At 68.2% G+C, this 15,716-nt stretch carries 17 protein-coding genes and 1 tRNA gene; 14 read left to right on the forward strand and 4 right to left on the reverse strand.

Annotation, left to right across the window (positions count from 1 at the left end):
- Positions 1 to 102 precede the first annotated feature (102 nt).
- The 4 genes from IEX88_RS25790 to IEX88_RS25805 form a co-directional block, all read right to left on the reverse strand.
- A complete protein-coding gene (locus IEX88_RS25790; protein ID WP_188855346.1) occupies positions 103 to 255 on the reverse strand; it encodes a GntR family transcriptional regulator in 153 nt (50 codons plus the stop codon).
- A 231-nt stretch (positions 256 to 486) separates the two neighbouring features.
- A complete protein-coding gene (locus IEX88_RS25795) occupies positions 487 to 954 on the reverse strand; it encodes a site-specific integrase (protein WP_188855347.1) in 468 nt (155 codons plus the stop codon).
- Positions 955 to 1,135: 181 nt separating this feature from the next.
- Positions 1,136 to 1,618 carry a site-specific integrase gene (locus IEX88_RS25800; RefSeq protein WP_188855348.1) on the reverse strand — a complete coding sequence of 161 codons (483 nt, stop codon included), beginning with the start codon at positions 1,616 to 1,618 and terminating at the stop codon, positions 1,136 to 1,138.
- Between the two features lie 482 nt (positions 1,619 to 2,100).
- Positions 2,101 to 2,190 (reverse strand) — tRNA-Ser (locus IEX88_RS25805).
- Positions 2,191 to 2,707: 517 nt separating this feature from the next.
- Here IEX88_RS25805 and rplU point away from each other — a divergent pair.
- From rplU to IEX88_RS25875, 14 genes are all read left to right on the forward strand, one after another.
- Entirely contained in the window at positions 2,708 to 3,217 is a 510-nt protein-coding gene (gene rplU, locus IEX88_RS25810; RefSeq protein ID WP_188855349.1) for a 50S ribosomal protein L21, read from the forward strand.
- A gap of 180 nt (positions 3,218 to 3,397) precedes the next feature.
- Entirely contained in the window at positions 3,398 to 3,667 is a 270-nt protein-coding gene (gene rpmA / locus IEX88_RS25815; protein ID WP_188855350.1) for a 50S ribosomal protein L27, read from the forward strand.
- A gap of 130 nt (positions 3,668 to 3,797) precedes the next feature.
- The gene (locus IEX88_RS25820) at positions 3,798 to 4,373 is read left to right on the forward strand and encodes a GNAT family N-acetyltransferase (RefSeq protein ID WP_188855351.1); all 576 of its coding nucleotides are present in this window, start codon (positions 3,798 to 3,800) and stop codon (positions 4,371 to 4,373) included.
- Positions 4,355 to 4,951 (forward strand): DUF3833 family protein, encoded by a 597-nt coding sequence (locus IEX88_RS25825; RefSeq protein ID WP_188855352.1) that lies wholly within the window; start codon positions 4,355 to 4,357, stop codon positions 4,949 to 4,951. Before IEX88_RS25820 ends, IEX88_RS25825 begins: the two co-directional genes overlap by 19 nt.
- A gap of 134 nt (positions 4,952 to 5,085) precedes the next feature.
- Positions 5,086 to 6,156, forward strand: a complete 1,071-nt coding sequence (gene obgE / locus IEX88_RS25830) for a GTPase ObgE (RefSeq protein WP_188855353.1) — start codon at positions 5,086 to 5,088, stop codon at positions 6,154 to 6,156.
- Positions 6,153 to 7,301 carry a glutamate 5-kinase gene (proB, locus tag IEX88_RS25835; RefSeq protein WP_188855354.1) on the forward strand — a complete coding sequence of 383 codons (1,149 nt, stop codon included), beginning with the start codon at positions 6,153 to 6,155 and terminating at the stop codon, positions 7,299 to 7,301. Before obgE ends, proB begins: the two co-directional genes overlap by 4 nt.
- A 24-nt stretch (positions 7,302 to 7,325) precedes the next feature.
- Entirely contained in the window at positions 7,326 to 8,615 is a 1,290-nt protein-coding gene (locus tag IEX88_RS25840) for a glutamate-5-semialdehyde dehydrogenase (protein WP_244640503.1), read from the forward strand.
- A 53-nt stretch (positions 8,616 to 8,668) separates the two neighbouring features.
- Positions 8,669 to 9,292, forward strand: a complete 624-nt coding sequence (locus IEX88_RS25845; protein WP_373289671.1) for a nicotinate-nucleotide adenylyltransferase — start codon at positions 8,669 to 8,671, stop codon at positions 9,290 to 9,292.
- An 11-nt stretch (positions 9,293 to 9,303) separates the two neighbouring features.
- A complete protein-coding gene (rsfS, locus tag IEX88_RS25850) occupies positions 9,304 to 9,792 on the forward strand; it encodes a ribosome silencing factor (RefSeq protein ID WP_188855355.1) in 489 nt (162 codons plus the stop codon).
- 99 nt (positions 9,793 to 9,891) lie between these two features.
- A complete protein-coding gene (gene rlmH / locus IEX88_RS25855) occupies positions 9,892 to 10,374 on the forward strand; it encodes a 23S rRNA (pseudouridine(1915)-N(3))-methyltransferase RlmH (protein ID WP_188855356.1) in 483 nt (160 codons plus the stop codon).
- 286 nt (positions 10,375 to 10,660) lie between these two features.
- On the forward strand, positions 10,661 to 12,163 hold the full coding sequence (locus IEX88_RS25860) for a murein hydrolase activator EnvC family protein (protein WP_188855357.1): 1,503 nt from the start codon (positions 10,661 to 10,663) through the stop codon (positions 12,161 to 12,163).
- Positions 12,153 to 13,496, forward strand: coding sequence for a S41 family peptidase (locus tag IEX88_RS25865; RefSeq protein ID WP_188855358.1), 1,344 nt, complete (start codon positions 12,153 to 12,155; stop codon positions 13,494 to 13,496). Before IEX88_RS25860 ends, IEX88_RS25865 begins: the two co-directional genes overlap by 11 nt.
- 115 nt (positions 13,497 to 13,611) lie before the next feature.
- A complete protein-coding gene (locus IEX88_RS25870; protein WP_188855359.1) occupies positions 13,612 to 14,793 on the forward strand; it encodes a divergent polysaccharide deacetylase family protein in 1,182 nt (393 codons plus the stop codon).
- Positions 14,794 to 14,856: 63 nt separating this feature from the next.
- A complete protein-coding gene (locus IEX88_RS25875; protein WP_188855360.1) occupies positions 14,857 to 15,366 on the forward strand; it encodes an RNA pyrophosphohydrolase in 510 nt (169 codons plus the stop codon).
- The last annotated feature ends 350 nt before the right edge of the window (positions 15,367 to 15,716 follow it).

Raw genomic sequence — 15,716 nt, forward strand, 5'->3', positions numbered from 1 at the left:
GGCCCAGGGGCGTCCGGTCGACCAAGGGCATCGGTTCGCCCGCCCCCGCCGACAGCGGCGGCATCGATCAGGCCGCCCGCCCGCGCTCCTGCCCGCCACCCATCAGTCCTGATCTTTCCGCTCGCGCTTCAGGAGCGCGACGAGAGAGTGGCTGGCGTCGAGAATATAGGCCCTTGTGAGTGTCGCGGCCCGGTCGCCGTCGTCGGCAAGACAGGCGTCGAGGATCGCTCTGTACTCCCGGCGCGCTTTGCTCAATTCAAACCGTCAGCGCGAGTTGCGCCTTCAGATAGCGCCCCGACCTTGTCGAACGCGCTGGACACGACGATGGGCCAGAACGAACTTCGAACTGGACTAGGCAGAGGGGGCAACGCCAAGCCGATAATCTATGTCGAGGCCATGCTCGATGGCTGACGGAGTGATTAGTGAATCGAGATCGCGCTATCAACCGCACCAAGTTCATGAAGACTCCAAGCTGAGAACGCCGGATCAACGCTTTTCCACTTCGTATCGCGGCATCTTCAGCATTTCCCTCATCATGACGGTGAGCGAGAACTCGCCGTACTTCGTCCCCTCGCTGGCGGCCGCATGTCCTTGGATGGCATCGAGGACCAGAGGATTGGCGTCGAACTCCCGACCTTCCGTCTTGTAGCGATGACGCCACCCATGTGACGGACTGACGTCCTCATCCGTGACGCCAAGCCTCCGGACCCATGCTGCGAGGCGCTCGGCTATCTTCTTGAACGGAGGATGCGGGTCGTCCTTCACGGGCCTCGCCCGAGAATTGTAGAACATCTCCTGCGGCCCTCTGCTCCCAACGAACTCGAGAAACCCCTGTTCGACGAGATGAGGATGGATCGGGGCGTTGCGAAATTCCCCCGACTTGACGGTTCCGGCCTCGGGCGTGATCCGGAAATACCAGATGTCGCCTTTCTTCCGGATGTCCTGACGCCGCAACTTCGTGATCTCGTTGACGCGTGCGCTCGTGTAGGCACAGATCCAGGGCACCCAACGGCGGGCCGCGGCATGGGCCCTCTCCAGTCGCGGATACGGAAGAAGAGCTGCCGAAAGGATCGTCTCGCCTCGCTATCCGATAGCGACTTGGACCTGTTCTTTTCTGCCTTCTTCACCTTGACCTTCACGCCGACCGCCGGGTCGCGGAAAGCTTCCCTTCCTCGACCAGCCAGTTCAGAACGGCTTTCAGGGAAGCGAGATAGACGTCCTTCACCGTGACGCCGCTCCGCGTCTTCGCCAAGTCGTCTCTCCAGTCCGTCAACGACTGCCGCGTCAGGAGGTGCACATCGTCATGACCGACGAAGGCGACGAGGTGGCTGAAGACCGGATGCCACCGCTTGCGAGTGGACGGTGCAAGTTTGGACTTTCCAGCATAGGTATCGAAGGATCCGACGATCGACAGGCTGACGATCGCGATCGCCGGCTTGACCTCCTCGATCGGAGGGAAGCGTTCGGCAATCGGATCCGGGCTGAAGTCCCCACCGAAATACTTGCCAGCCTGCTCCTCAGCCTGCCGCATCGCCTTGGCGATGTGCCAGTCGAGGGCGCGCCTCGTGGTGAAGTCGAGCAGCATGCCCCGCTCGTCGAGGTAGGGCCTGGATCTCATTTCCGTGGGATCGCGTGAAGTCGGAGTGGGCCGACGGGTCCTTATTCGAGGAATCCTCGACAATCCGTGTGATGCGATCATCGAACAGGCCGAACGGCGAAATCCGTCCGGCGCGGTTCCGGGCGACGTGGGTCCGATAGAAGTAGCCGGCGATCGCGGTGTAGTCGGTGAACGAAAGGGATCGGTATCCCGAGCGCAGGTTCTGCCACCGCTCCTGATAGGCCGCCGCATGCTTTGCGAAGAGCCGTCGCGCCTCGGTCGGATCTCTGGTACCGAGGAAAACATCTCGACTTTTCGACCAACGATTGCCAACAGATCGGTCGGGACGCGCTGCCGGAAATAGAACATTCCGGATCCGGACCGCTTGGAGGATTGCGCCATTCTCAGCACCATCGTGTGTATCACCCCTGTGTACCAGCGGGCGATGACGAAAGCGTTACTGCGCAGCAATTTCCAGGCAGGACAGTGGTTCTAGGGGCTACTGGCGGAGAAGGGGGGATTCGAACCCCCGATACGGTCACCCGTATGCCGCATTTCGAGTGCGGTGCATTCGACCACTCTGCCACCTCTCCGGGGCGGACCATATCGTGGAAAGTGGCGGCCATGTCCAGCCGTTTTGTGCAGCGGGCACGCGGTTTTTTGTCGGGCGCGGCGAAAATGGCCGAGGTTTTCGCGATCCGCAGCGCGAGACTCACGCGGCGCGGCCGGTCGCCGGCGGGATCGGGCCGAGGGGCCACCGGGGTCGAGCGAGGAGCCGTCGGGGTCTGGCGAAGGAGCCGCGGGCGTCTGGCCGAGGGGCCGCCGGCGTTGGCCGGGGGGCGCCGAGGGGCGCCGGCGTCTGCCGGGGGCGACCGGCGTGGCCTGGCGGCTCCCGCCAGCGGCGCGCGAGGGGCGTGCAGCGCCTCTCGCCGCGTGGCGCCAGCTTGACGCAGCGGGATGCCTCGGCTAAGGACGCGCCCGATGGGGACGGCTTTGCCGCCGCCATTTTGGCCGGTCCGTCGTCGCTTGCGACAACGGCCCGCCTTCAGCCGAAAAACAACAAGAAGACGGCCCGGGAATCTCCGAGAGTCGGTCTAACAAGGAATGACCATGTTCGCAGTGATCAAGACAGGCGGCAAGCAGTACCGCGTCGTCGCCAACGACGAGTTCGAAATCGAGCGCCTGCCCGGCGAAGCCGGCGACAGCCTGACCTTCACCGAGGTGCTGATGCTCGGCACGACGATCGGCGCGCCCTTCGTGGCCGGCGCCAGCGTCACCGCCGAGATCGTCGAGCAGACCCGCGGCCCGAAGGTGATCTCGTTCAAGAAGCGCCGCCGCCAGAATTCTAAGCGCACCCGCGGCCACCGCCAGGACCTGACGCTGATCCGCATCGGCGAAATCCTCGGCGACGGCCAGACGGCCTCGGAAAAGCCGGCCAAGGCTGCCAAGGTCGAGAAGACCGAGACCGAAGCCGCCGAAGACAAGGCCGCCGCCAAGGCTGCCAAGGAAGAGGCGAAGGCTGCCAAGGCGGACGCCAAGGCCGAGGCCGAGGCGCCGAAGAAGAAGGCCCCGGCCAAGCCGCGCGCCAAGAAGACCGAGACCGTCGCCGACGCCGAATAGCGCCGCCGTCACGGTACCTGTCGCCGCCGGGCAACCGGCAGCGTCGGGAGGCCGGCAGAGCGAATCGGGTGGGATACGCCGATCAGCCGAGACAACTCGGCCGGCATCCTGCTAAAATGTTAGAGATTGAGAGAGACGGACCGTCCCCGAAGGGATGGCGAGGCTCCAGGAGAGAACATCATGGCTCATAAGAAAGCAGGCGGCTCGTCCCGCAACGGTCGCGACTCGGCCGGTCAGCGCCTCGGCGTGAAGAAGTCGGGCGGCCAGGCCGTCATCCCGGGCAATATCATCGTGCGCCAGCGCGGCACCCAGTGGCATCCGGGTGCCAATGTCGGCATGGGCAAGGATCACACCATTTTCGCCACCGTCGAAGGCGTCGTCACCTTCCAGACCAAGGCCCGCGGCCGCGCCTTCATTTCCGTCACGCCGAAAGCCATCGCAGCAGAGTGACCGGCGCCGACAAGCACCGGTGTCCCAACGACCCGGTGCTTTGAGGCCGACCACCATGGTCGCCGTTTCGAAGCGAGATCAGGGGAGATGGGCCGCCATCTCCCCTTTTTCGTTGTTGAGGACGGATGTCATGGACACAGATCTGGGCAGTCTGCTCGAAGACCCGCTCGAACCCATCGCCACGCGGCGCCTGTTTCTGAGGCGGCCCGTGGCCGCGGACGCGCCCGCCATGGCGCGGCTCGCCAATGATCCGGGCGTGGCCTGCATGCTGGCTCGCCTGCCGCACCCCTATACGGTCGACCACGCCCGGCACTTTCTGGCGCATGTCGATCGCGAATTCGTCTTCGCCGTGACCGATGCCGGGAACGGCGGCTTTCTCGGCCTCTGCGGCCTCCGGCCGATGGCCCGGCCGAAGACCGTCGATCTCGGCTACTGGCTCGGCCGCCCGCACTGGGGCAAGGGCTTTGCCACCGAGGCGGCGCAGGCGGTGATCGATCTCGCCTTCGCCAGGGCCGGCGTCGATTGCGTGCATGCCAATTGCCGGGTGATCAACGGCGCCTCGCGCCGGGTCCTCGAAAAATGCGGGTTTCAGCCGCGCGGCACCGGCACTTTCGTCTCGGTGGCGGCCGGAAGAGTCGCCTCCGAGGATTTTCACCTCGACCGCCGCGCCTGGGCGGCGTTGAAGGCATGGGGCCGCTCGGCATGATGGATGTGCAGAAGACGGGCGAACGGACGCGAACGTCCTCGGCAAAGCTCGCGGTGGCGGCTCTGTTGCTGGCTGGTCTTGCCGCCTGCGCCGAGCCGGTGCCGGCGCCGAAGGGGAGTTTCGCGCTGGAGACCTTCTTCGACGGGGCGAGCGTCAGCGAGGGCGAGATCGACACGCTGTTGGTGTTCACCGAAGCGATCACGGCGGGCTTCGCCGGCACGGCGACGAGCGGGCGCCTCGAACTCGACGAGACGTTTCATCTGGCCAAGGGCGAGCGGCTGCAGCGCTGGGCCCTGACGGCGACACCGGACGGGCGCTATGCCGGAACGGTGGAGACCGCCGGAGAGGACGGCAAGCTTCGCCCGGCCGTTCCGGTCACCGGCTACAAGACCGAGGACGGCGCGGTGTTGAATTATGACGGCTATGCCCCCGGCGGCAGCGACATGCTCCTGCATTTCCGCCACTGGATGCGGCAGCAGGCGGACGGAACGGTGCAGAACCTTGTGCGGATCTCGAAATTCGGCCTGCCGATCGCCGGGGCCCGCGTCGTGTTTTCCAAGGTCGCGCCGACCGGCTGAGCCAAGGCGGGGGCGGCGAGCGCAGAGTTTCACGGAGACGGGCCTTCGCGTCCCGCCTCCTCTTCACTACAATAACCCCGTTCAAGAACGGCAGCGGCGAGCCTCGCCCGCCCGGACGGCCAGGAAATAACGCTATGAAGTTCCTCGACCAGGCCAAGGTCTACATCAAGTCCGGAGACGGCGGCGCCGGCGCCATCTCGTTCCGGCGCGAAAAGTTCATCGAGTTCGGTGGGCCGGACGGCGGCGACGGCGGCCGCGGCGGCGACGTCTTCATCGAGGCCGTGTCGGGCCTCAACACGCTGATCGACTACCGCTACCAGCAGCATTTCCGGGCCAAGACCGGCACCCATGGCATGGGCCGCAACCGCACCGGCGCCAAGGGCACGGACGTGACGCTGAAGGTGCCGGCCGGCACGCAGGTTTTTGCCGAGGACAACGAGACGCTGCTCTGCGACCTCTCCCAGGTCGGCCAGCGCGTGCGCATCGCCGCGGGCGGCAATGGCGGCTTCGGCAACGACTATTTCAAGACCTCGGTCAACCAGTCGCCCTACCGCGCCAATCCGGGCCTCGAAGGCGAGGAACTGACGATCTGGCTGCGGCTGAAGCTGATCGCCGACGCCGGCGTCGTCGGCCTGCCGAATGCCGGCAAGTCGACGTTCCTCGCCTCCGTGACGGCGGCGCGGCCGAAGATCGCGGACTATCCCTTCACGACGCTGCATCCCAATCTCGGCGTCGCCACCGTCGACGGCGCGGAATTCGTGATCGCCGACATTCCCGGCCTCATCGAGGGCGCGCATGAGGGCGTCGGCATCGGCGACCGTTTCCTCGGCCATGTCGAGCGCACGCGGGTGCTCCTGCACCTCGTCTCGGCGACGGAAGAGGATGTCGCCTATGCCTACCGCACGGTGCGCGCCGAGCTTCACGCCTATGACGAGAGCCTGACCGACAAGCCCGAAATTCTGGCGCTGTCGAAGATCGATACGCTGTCGGAAGAGGAACTGGCGGAAAAGCTGAAGATCCTCGGCAAGGCGAGCGGCAAGCGGCCGCTGGCGATCTCGGCCGTCAGCCGCGCCGGCATGACACCGGTCCTGCGCCAGTTGCGCCGCGAGATCCTCGGCATCACCGGCGAGGAGGAGGAGGCGCCCTCTCCCGACCGCTGGGCCGCCCTGCCCGACTCCTACAGCGAGCGGCAGGACAAGGAATGACAGCGGCCGCCACGCTCTCGGGCGCCAAGCGGATCGTCGTCAAGATCGGCTCGGCCCTCCTCGTCGACCGCCAGACCGGGCTGCGCCGCGACTGGCTGGAGGGCTTCGTTTCCGACGTCGCGCGGCTGGCCGCCTCCGGCCACGAGATGCTGATCGTCTCGTCCGGGGCGATCGCGCTGGGGCGCAAGATCCTGAAGCTGCCGAACGGCGCGCTGAAGCTGGAAGAGAGCCAGGCGGCGGCCGCCGTCGGCCAGATCGCCCTGTCGCGCGCCTATGCCGAGGCGCTCGGCACGCACGGCCTTGAGGCCGGGCAGATCCTTTTGACGCTCGGCGACACCGAGGAGAGGCGGCGCTATCTCAATGCCCGCGCCACGGTCGGTACGCTGCTGCAGTTCGGCGCGGTGCCGGTGATCAACGAAAACGACACCGTCGCCACCACCGAGATCCGCTACGGCGACAACGACCGGCTGGCCGCGCGCGTCGCCACCATGATGTCCGCCGACCTCCTCGTCCTCCTGTCGGATATCGACGGGCTCTACACCGCGCCGCCGGCGACCGATCCCGATGCTGCGCACATCCCGCTGGTCGAGCGCATCACGCCGGCGATCGAAGCCATGGCGGGCGCGGCGGCGTCGGAGTATTCGCGCGGCGGCATGCGCACCAAGATCGACGCCGGCAAGATCGCGACCTCGGCGGGCGCGGCGATGATCATCACCGCCGGCGACCGGCTGGGTCCCCTCGGCGCGATCGAACGCGGCGAGCGCGCGACGCTGTTCCGGCCGACGGCCAACCCGGTGATGGCGCGCAAGCGCTGGATCGCCGGCCATCTCAACGCCGCCGGCCGCCTCGTCATCGATGCCGGCGCGGTCCAGGCCCTCTCCGCGGGGAAAAGCCTGCTGCCGGCGGGGGTGACCGCCGTGCACGGCGAGTTCGGCCGCGGCGACACCATTCTGGTCGCTGCCGAGGACGGGCGCGAGATCGCCCGCGGCCTCGTCGCCTACGACGCCGCCGAGGCGCGTCTCGTGGCGGGCCTGCGCTCGCAGGCGATCGAGGCGGCGCTCGGCTACCCCGCCCGGGCCGCGATGATCCACCGCGACGACCTGGTGATGGAACGGCATTTTCGCGACGCCGGCGAGCTGGCCTGAGCGACGGGTTTGGGAAGAGACAGCATGGACACGGTTGAAACCGCCGCTTTGCCCGACGACGTGACGGCGCTGATGCTGGACATCGGCGCTCGCGCCCGCGCGGCCGCGCGCGTCCTCGCTCTGGCACCGACCACGCAGAAGAATGCGGCGTTGGAAGCCATGGCCGTCGCCGTGGCGCGAGACGAGCCGGCGATTCTCGCGGCCAATGCCGAGGATGTCGCGGACGCCCTCGCCGCCGGCCTGTCGCCGGCCCTCGTTGACCGTCTGCGCCTCGATTCCGGCCGTATCGCCGGCATTGCCGCGGCTCTGCGCGAGGTCGCCGCGCTGGCCGATCCCGTCGGTTCCACCATCGCCGCCTGGGAGCGGCCGAACGGCCTCGAGATTTGCCGCGTGCGCACGCCGCTCGGCGTCGTCGGCGTCATCTACGAAAGCCGGCCGAACGTCACCGCCGATGCCGGCGCGCTCTGCCTCAAGGCCGGCAATGCCGTGATCCTGCGTGGCGGCTCGGACTCGGCCCGCTCCTCCGCCGCGATCAGTGCGGCACTGGTCGCGGGTCTCCTTGAGGCCGGCCTGCCCGCAGATGCCATCCAGCGCGTGCCGACGACCGATCGCGCCGCCGTCGGCGCCATGCTGACGGGGCTCCGCGGCGCCATCGACGTCATCGTGCCGCGCGGCGGCCGCTCGCTGGTCGAGCGCGTACAGCGCGAAGCGCGCGTGCCGGTCTTCGCCCATCTCGAAGGCCTCAACCATGTCTACATCGACGGCGCGGCGGATCTCGCCATGGCCATCGACGTTACCGTCAATTCCAAGATGCGCCGGACCGGCGTCTGCGGCTCGGCCGAGACGCTGCTCGTCGACCGCGCGGCGGCGGCGACGCATCTCGCCCCCGTCCTCGACGCGCTCGCCGCCGCCGGCTGCGAGATCCGCGGCACGGCTGAGGTCGTTGCGCTCTATCCGGCCGCGGCGCCGGCGAGCGACCAGGATTTCGACACCGAATATCTCGACGCGATCCTCTCGGTCGCGCTCGTGGACGGCGTCGAGGGCGCCATCGCCCATATCGAGCGGCACTCCTCGCACCATACCGAGGCGATCGTCACGGGCGACACGGCGGCAGCCACGCGCTTTCTCGCCGGCATCGATTCGGCGATCCTCCTGCACAATGCCTCGACCCAGTTCGCCGACGGCGGCGAGTTCGGCATGGGCGCGGAGATCGGCATCGCCACCGGCAAGATGCACGCGCGCGGGCCGGTCGGGGTCGAGCAGCTGACGAGCTTCAACTACCGCGTCTTCGGCACCGGCCAGACCCGCTCGTGACCCTCCCTAGGCCCCAGGACCGTCGCGGCGGCGGGACGACGGCGCTTTTGGACGTGGCGGCCGCCGACCTCAGGCTGCCGCACACCGAGAGCGGCATGACCGTCGGCCTGTTCGGCGGCTCCTTCGATCCGCCGCATGCCGGGCATCTGCTCGTCGCCGAGACGGCGCTGCGGCGCCTGCAGCTCGACCGGCTCTGGTGGATCGTCACCCCCGGCAATCCGCTGAAGCGCCACGAGCGGACGCATTCGCTCGGCGAGCGCATCGCCGCCTCGCGCCACATCGCCGCCGAACCGCGCATCGACGTCACCGCCTTCGAGGCCGCCCATCGCCTGCGTTATACCGCCGACACGCTGGCGCTGGTGCGGCAGCGGCGGCCGGACGTCCACTTCGTCTGGGTCATGGGCGCGGACAGCCTCGCCAGCTTCCACCGCTGGCAGGACTGGCGCGGCATCGTCGGCACCATGCCGATCGCCGTCGTCGACCGGCCGGGCGCGACGCTGTCGATCCTGTCCTCGCCGATGGCCAAGACCTTCTCGCGCTTTCGTTTGAGCGAAGCCGACGGTGCCGCGCTGCCCTTCCGCAAGGCTCCCGCATGGGTGTTCCTGCATGGTCCCCGTTCCCCCCTCTCGTCGACGGCCCTGCGGTCGGGGGAGGCGTCCGGGGGCGCCCGGTCTTGAAACCGACACCGATGACTGCCACTGTTAACCCACGGGCAGGACATGACGTCCTCTCCCCGTTTCGAAAAGGAAGAACGACCCTGAGAACTGCCCTGGATTCGGAAGACGCCCTGTTGAGCGCTGCTTCCGAGGGTGCCCCGAGCGATCCGTCGCCGCAGCGCGCCGCCATCGACGTCGTCATTTCGAGCCTCGAGGACTCGAAGGGCGAAGACATCCTGACCATCGATCTGCATGGAAAATCGGCACTGGCCGATTACCTCGTGATCGTGTCCGGCCGCTCCAACCGCCATGTTTCCGCCGTCGCCGAGCACGTCCTGTCCGACCTCAAGGAAGGCGGCCACGGCTCCTGCAAGGTCGAGGGACTGCAGAATGGCGACTGGGTGCTGATCGACGCGGGCGACATCATCGTCCACATCTTCCGCCCCGAAGTCCGCGCCTTCTACAATCTGGAAAAGATGTGGTCGGTGGGCGGTGACGCCGGAGACGCGACGGTCCATTGACCGTCGTCGGCAGCCGTCGTGTCGGATCCGGCGAGAAGTTTGGATAGGCGTGATGGCTGAACACATGTCAGGGCCGCAGCCGGCGGGAGCCTTCCGCCGGTGCGGCTGACGATCGCCGCCGTCGGCCGGATGAAGGCGGGCCCCGAGCGCGAGCTGGCCGACCGTTATCTCGGTCGTCTCGGCAAGAGCGGCGGGTCGCTCGGTCTCGACTATGCCGGGCTCAGCGAATATCCGGAATCGCGCGCGGCCGGCGTCGCCGAACGCAAGCGCGACGAGGCGGCCCGGCTGACCTCGGGCCTTGCCGATAAGACCGTGCTGATCGCCCTCGACGAGACCGGTAAGCTGCTGTCGTCGGAGGGTTTTGCCACCGAGCTAGCGCAGTTGCGCGACGAGGGCGTGCGCGATCTGGCCCTGATCATCGGCGGTCCGGACGGCCTCGATCCGGCGCTTCGCGAGAGCGCGCGCCTCGTGCTGTCACTGGGGCGCATGACCTTTCCGCACCAGATCGCCCGCATGCTTATCGCCGAACAGATCTACCGCGCGACCACGATCCTCTCCGGCCATCCCTACCACCGGGTCTGAACCGCAGGCGCGTCGCCGATCGGCAACAGGCCGGCCCTCTTTCGTTGCGGGCACCATCTTGAGCGTGGCTCGCCATCACGCCACCACGGTTGCGGCGGAAGGCTTTTCGGCCGCGGCGCGCAGGGGTGCCGGATGGTTGATGCATTGTTAAGACGGCGGCTCTATCCTGCGCTGGCCGTCGGCGGACGACGGCGACAAACGGCCACGGGTCTCAGAGGCAATCTTGCGAAACCGAGCGACGCAGCCAGACAGAGCACGGAGAACGCGCCATCGCGGGCTTCGCTCGATGCTCGCCGCCCTCGTGCTCGCCGTTTCCCTCGGGCTCGGCTCGACCCCCGTGGAGGCCGAGACCGCCGACGCGACGGAGACCGCCAGCATCAGCCGCGTGCTGATTCTCGAGAACGAGCGCGCGAAGACCGCAGCGGAACTCGCCGACCTCACCAGCCGCATTTCCCTGACGCGCGAGAACGTCACCGCCCTCGACGCGGAGATCGCCGCGCTGGCCGAGGACCGCACCAAGATTCGCACGGCGATGATCGAGGCAGCGGCGGCGCAGAAGCTGATCGAGAAGGACATCGCCGCGACCGAAAGCCGCATCGATGCCCTGGCCGGCGACGAGGCCTCGCTCAAGGCCTCGCTGCGCAAGCGCCGCGGCCTCCTTGCCGAAGTGCTGGGGGCGCTGGAGCGCATGGGGCGCAAGCCGCCGCCGGCGCTTCTCGTCCGGCCGGACGATGCGCTCGGCTCGGTGCGCAGCGCCATTCTCCTCGGCGCCGTCGTGCCGCGCATCCGCAAAGAGACCGACAAGCTCGCCGCCGACCTCGACCAGTTGGCGGCCGTGAAGCGCGAGATCGGCGTGGAAAAGGCCAGCTACATCGCCGGCATGACGCGGCAGAAGCAGGAGGAAGCACGCCTGGCGCGCCTCTTCCTGGAGAAGCAGCGGCTCGAGACCGATAGCCGCGACCGGCGTCTCGCCGATGCGCAGCGGGCAGCGGAGCTCGCGGCCAAGGCCACCAGCCTCCAGGACCTGATCGCCTCGCTCGACTCGGAAGCCGAGAGCGCCCGGGCCGCCGAGGCCGCGGCCGCCAAGCTCGCCGAGGAAAAGCGCCAGACAGCGGCGCTGCAGGCGGCCGAGGCCGAACGCCTCGCTGCCGAGCGGGAGAAGGCCGCGCAGCTCGCCGAGCAGGCACCCGCGTCGCCGGGCGAACCGAGCACCGTCCCGGACCAGGCGCCACCGCCCGTTGTCGCGGCCGTGCCGCCGGCGGAAACGACGCCCGAGGCCGCTCCCTCCTACGATGTCGCCTCACTTCGGCGTGAAATGACCACCATCGAACCGGCCGCCCCATTTTCGACAATGAAGGGTCGTCTCACGGTACCCGTATCCGGTCATCTGCAGGTCGGCTACGGCGCAAGCGACGGCATCGGGCGTCCGTCGGCCGGGCTCGCCTTCGCAACCCGCGCCGGCGATCTCGTGACGGCTCCGGCGGACGGCAGGGTGTTGTATTCCGGGCCTTTCCGCTCCTACGGACAGCTCTTGATACTTGACGCCGGCGACGGCTATCATGTTGTGTTGGCGGGCATGAGCAAGATCGATGTTGCGGTGGGTCAATTCGTCTTGGCGGGAGAGCCCGTGGCGGTGATGGGCGCGCGACGCGTCGCCAGCACCGCGGCAAGCGATTTCGACGCATCCGCTCCGATGCTCTACGTAGAATTTCGCAAGGACGGGACACCGGTTGATCCGGCTCCGTGGTGGTCGGAAGAACCTTCTGGAAGGACGAGGAATGATTCGTAAGCTCTCGATACTCTTCGCCGGTGCGCTCATGGGCGCCACGGCGATGACTGTCTTTGTCGGGCAGCAGTCCGGCGTCGCGAATGCGGCCGGGTCCGACACCTATCGGCAGCTGGCGATCTTCGGCGACGTGTTCGAGCGGGTTCGGGCGCAGTATGTCGACGTTCCCGACGACCAGAAGCTGGTCGAGACGGCGATCAACGGCATGCTGACGCAGCTCGACCCGCATTCGAGCTACATGAACGCCAAGGAAGCGGCGGACATGCGCACCGAGACCCGCGGCCAGTTCGGCGGCCTCGGCATCGAGGTCACGATGGAGGAGGAACTCGTCAAGGTCGTCTCCCCCTTCGAGGGCACGCCCGCCGACAAGGCCGGCGTCCTCGCCGGCGACCTCATTGCCGAGATCAACGGCGAGCAGGTCCGCGGCCTGACGCTGTCGCAGGCGGTTGAGAAGATGAAGGGCGACATCGGCACCTCGGTGAACCTCACCATCGTCCGCGAGGGGGCCACCAAGCCGATCCGACTGTCGATCAAGCGCGACGAGATCAAGGTGCCCTCGGTCCGCCATTCGGTCGAGAACGATGTCGGCTACATCAAGCTGCTGAAGTTCAACGAACAGACCACGGTCGGCATGGAAGAGGCGATCGCCGACATCGAAGCGAAGATCCCGGCCGACAAGCTGAAGGGCTTCGTCCTCGATCTCCGGCGCAACCCCGGCGGCCTGCTCGACGAGGCCGTCAGCGTCTCCGACGCCTTCCTGGAGAACGGCGAGATCGTCTCGACACGCGGCCGCAATCCGGAAGAGACGCGCCGCTACAACGCCCGCACCGGTGACGACATCGGCGGCAAGCCGCTGGTCGTTCTCGTCAACGGCGGTTCGGCCTCGGCCTCCGAGATCGTCGCCGGCGCCCTGCAGGACCAGCGCCGCGCCACCGTCGTCGGCTCGCGCTCCTTCGGCAAGGGATCGGTCCAGACGATCATCCCGCTCGGCGCCAATGGCGCCCTGCGCCTGACCACGGCGCTCTACTACACGCCGTCGGGCCGTTCGATCCAGGGCCGCGGCATCGATCCGGACATCATGGTCGAACAGCCGCTGCCGGACGACATCAAGAAGCAGATGGGCCTCGACGCCGACGACGAAGTGACACGCGGCGAGTCCTCGCTGCGCGGCCACATCACCGGCAATGAAGAGAACGCGGAAGGATCGGGCTCGCTCGACTACGTCCCGCCGGAGCAGAAGGACGACCTGCAGATGCTGTACGCGCTCGACCTCCTGCGCGGCGTCAAGACCGATGCGGCATTCCCGCCCAAGGCCGACAAGCGCGCCGCCAAATAAGGCCCGCCCGTCAGACCACAAAAGCCCCGGCGCTGCGACCAGCGCCGGGGCTTTTGCTTGACCGGCCCTTCGGGCCGTCGAGCCTCGATCCAGCCTCCGATGCTAGAGCGCCATCATGCTCGACGATCTCACGCGGCCGCTCGGCCGCGATCTCCGACACCAGGGCCCCGGTCGCTCGCGCCGCCGCCAGCGGCTCGCCGCGGGCGCGGCCGTCATGACCGTGCTCGCCGGATCGCTGGCGACGGCGCTGACGGGCCCGGCCTTGCGCCATGTCGACGTCTTCGCCGAGGCCGAAGCCGCGCGCTCGGCCGCCCTCACCGCTGCCGCGACGGCTGCGCCAGCCCCGTTGCGCCCGGTACCGGCGGCCATGCCGGTACAGTCCGCACCGTTGCCAGACCCGTCTTTGCCGACGATCACCTATCCCCCCGGCGAGGGCGGCCGCGCCGGGCAGGCGATCACGGTGAGCGACCCGCAATCCCTGCGCCAGCCGCCGACCCTTGCCCACCTCCCCGACGAGGCTCTTCTCGAGCCCGGCGACGAGGGGCCACTGCCGATCCGTGCCGCCGACGGGCGCCGGCCCTTCGACGTCTATTCCGTCGCCCCCGCGACCGCCGTCGGCACCCGCGTCGCCATCGTCGTCGGCGGCCTCGGCATCAGCCAGACCGGCACGCAGGCCGCCATCCGAACGCTGCCCGCCGGCGTCACGCTGGGCTTCGCCCCCGGCGGCAACAGCCTCGACCGCTGGATGCAGGACGCCCGTCGCAGCGGCCACGAGCTGGTGCTGCAGGTGCCGATGGAGCCTTTCGGCTACCCCCAGACCTCGCCCGGCGAGCATACCGTCACCGCAGCCGACGCCGCTGCGGGCGCCTTCGGCGACCTGGACTGGTCGCTCTCCCGCCTCACCAACTATGTCGGCGTCATGAACTACATGGGCGCCCGCCTCACTGCCGATCCCGCCGCCCTGCAGCCGCTGGCGACGGAACTGGCCCGCCGCGGACTGATGTTCCTCGACGACGCCAGTTCCGCCCGCAGCACCGCCCGCGATGTCGCGCGCGAGGCCGGCACGGTCTTTGCCGCCGCCGACGTCCTCATCGACGCGAAGCAGGACAGGGCGGCGATCGAGGCGGAGCTCGCCACGCTCGAGCGCGTCGCCCGCGCCAATGGCAGCGCCATCGGCGTCGCCTCCGCCTTCGATGTCTCGGTCGCGGCCATCGCCGACTGGATCAGCGCCGCCGAGGCGCGGGGCATCCGGCTCGTCCCGGTCTCGGCCCTCGCCCGCGATCCCGAGAACCGCTGAGCCCTTGCCGGCGCCCCGCCCGGCCCGATAAAGGGAGCGGGCTTTTCGCCCCGGAGACCCAGAATGTCAGCAGCGAAGACCCTGCCCTATCGCCCCTGCGTCGGCATCATGGTGCTGAACGCCCACGGCCACGTCTGGGTCGGCCGCCGCCTCGTCGAGGAACAGGGCGAGATGGAGGGCGCGACGGCGCTCTGGCAGATGCCCCAGGGCGGCATCGACAAGGGCGAGGACCCGCTTCCCGCCGCCTTCCGCGAACTCTACGAGGAAACGGGCATGCGCTCGGTGCAGCTGCTGGGCGAGACCTCGGGCTGGATCGACTACGACCTGCCACCGCACCTCGTCGGCATCGCCCTGAAGGGCAAATACCGCGGCCAGACCCAAAAATGGTTCGCCTTTCGCTTCGAGGGCGACGAGACCGAAATCGCCATCAATCCCCCGCCCGGCGGTCACTCTGCCGAATTCGACGCCTGGGACTGGAAGCCGATGGACGAGGTGCTGGCGCTCGTCGTGCCATTCAAGCGCGGCGTCTACGACCAGGTCGTCGCCGAGTTCAGGGTGTTCGAGGCCGTCTAAGCCGGGCGCTATTCTTCTCCCCGCCGGGGAGAAGGTGGCCGCGCAGCGGCCGGAAGAGGGGGGCGGCCTGTCCGGACGCGTGCGCCCCCTCATCGCCCTGCCGGGCACTTCTCCCCGGTGGGGAGAAGAAGCAGCGGCGGCCTTTGCGCGTCCAAGGGCGACCTGGCGGTCATCGAGCCGTTCAGGCACGCCATCCCTGATCCATTCCCCTCCGAACACCGGCCCTACCCCTGGATCGTCGCGCGTGTCCAGCGGATTGATGAGTAACAGAACTGCCCGGATGGATGGGTTACACTTCTTCGGCTTTGGAAGGGTCCCGGTCTGCGTCGGTCGGGAGTTTTGGTTGTCTG

It is taken from the genome of Aureimonas glaciei (assembly GCF_014643375.1).
Lineage (GTDB): Bacteria > Pseudomonadota > Alphaproteobacteria > Rhizobiales > Rhizobiaceae > Plantimonas > Plantimonas glaciei.

What these genes read in the sequence shown, in the direction of transcription:
- IEX88_RS25800 (WP_188855348.1), bottom strand. Translation starts at nt 1,618, where the DNA reads ATGAGATCCAGGCCCTACCTCGACGAGCGGGGCATGCTGCTCGACTTC.
- IEX88_RS25840 (WP_244640503.1), top strand. Translation starts at nt 7,326, where the DNA reads ATGGACACGGTTGAAACCGCCGCTTTGCCCGACGACGTGACGGCGCTG.
- IEX88_RS25825 (WP_188855352.1), top strand. Translation starts at nt 4,355, where the DNA reads ATGGGGCCGCTCGGCATGATGGATGTGCAGAAGACGGGCGAACGGACG.
- proB (WP_188855354.1), top strand. Translation starts at nt 6,153, where the DNA reads ATGACAGCGGCCGCCACGCTCTCGGGCGCCAAGCGGATCGTCGTCAAG.
- rsfS (WP_188855355.1), top strand. Translation starts at nt 9,304, where the DNA reads ATGACTGCCACTGTTAACCCACGGGCAGGACATGACGTCCTCTCCCCG.
- rplU (WP_188855349.1), top strand. Translation starts at nt 2,708, where the DNA reads ATGTTCGCAGTGATCAAGACAGGCGGCAAGCAGTACCGCGTCGTCGCC.
- IEX88_RS25820 (WP_188855351.1), top strand. Translation starts at nt 3,798, where the DNA reads ATGGACACAGATCTGGGCAGTCTGCTCGAAGACCCGCTCGAACCCATC.
- rpmA (WP_188855350.1), top strand. Translation starts at nt 3,398, where the DNA reads ATGGCTCATAAGAAAGCAGGCGGCTCGTCCCGCAACGGTCGCGACTCG.
- IEX88_RS25875 (WP_188855360.1), top strand. Translation starts at nt 14,857, where the DNA reads ATGTCAGCAGCGAAGACCCTGCCCTATCGCCCCTGCGTCGGCATCATG.
- IEX88_RS25865 (WP_188855358.1), top strand. Translation starts at nt 12,153, where the DNA reads ATGATTCGTAAGCTCTCGATACTCTTCGCCGGTGCGCTCATGGGCGCC.
- IEX88_RS25860 (WP_188855357.1), top strand. Translation starts at nt 10,661, where the DNA reads ATGCTCGCCGCCCTCGTGCTCGCCGTTTCCCTCGGGCTCGGCTCGACC.
- obgE (WP_188855353.1), top strand. Translation starts at nt 5,086, where the DNA reads ATGAAGTTCCTCGACCAGGCCAAGGTCTACATCAAGTCCGGAGACGGC.
- IEX88_RS25870 (WP_188855359.1), top strand. Translation starts at nt 13,612, where the DNA reads ATGCTCGACGATCTCACGCGGCCGCTCGGCCGCGATCTCCGACACCAG.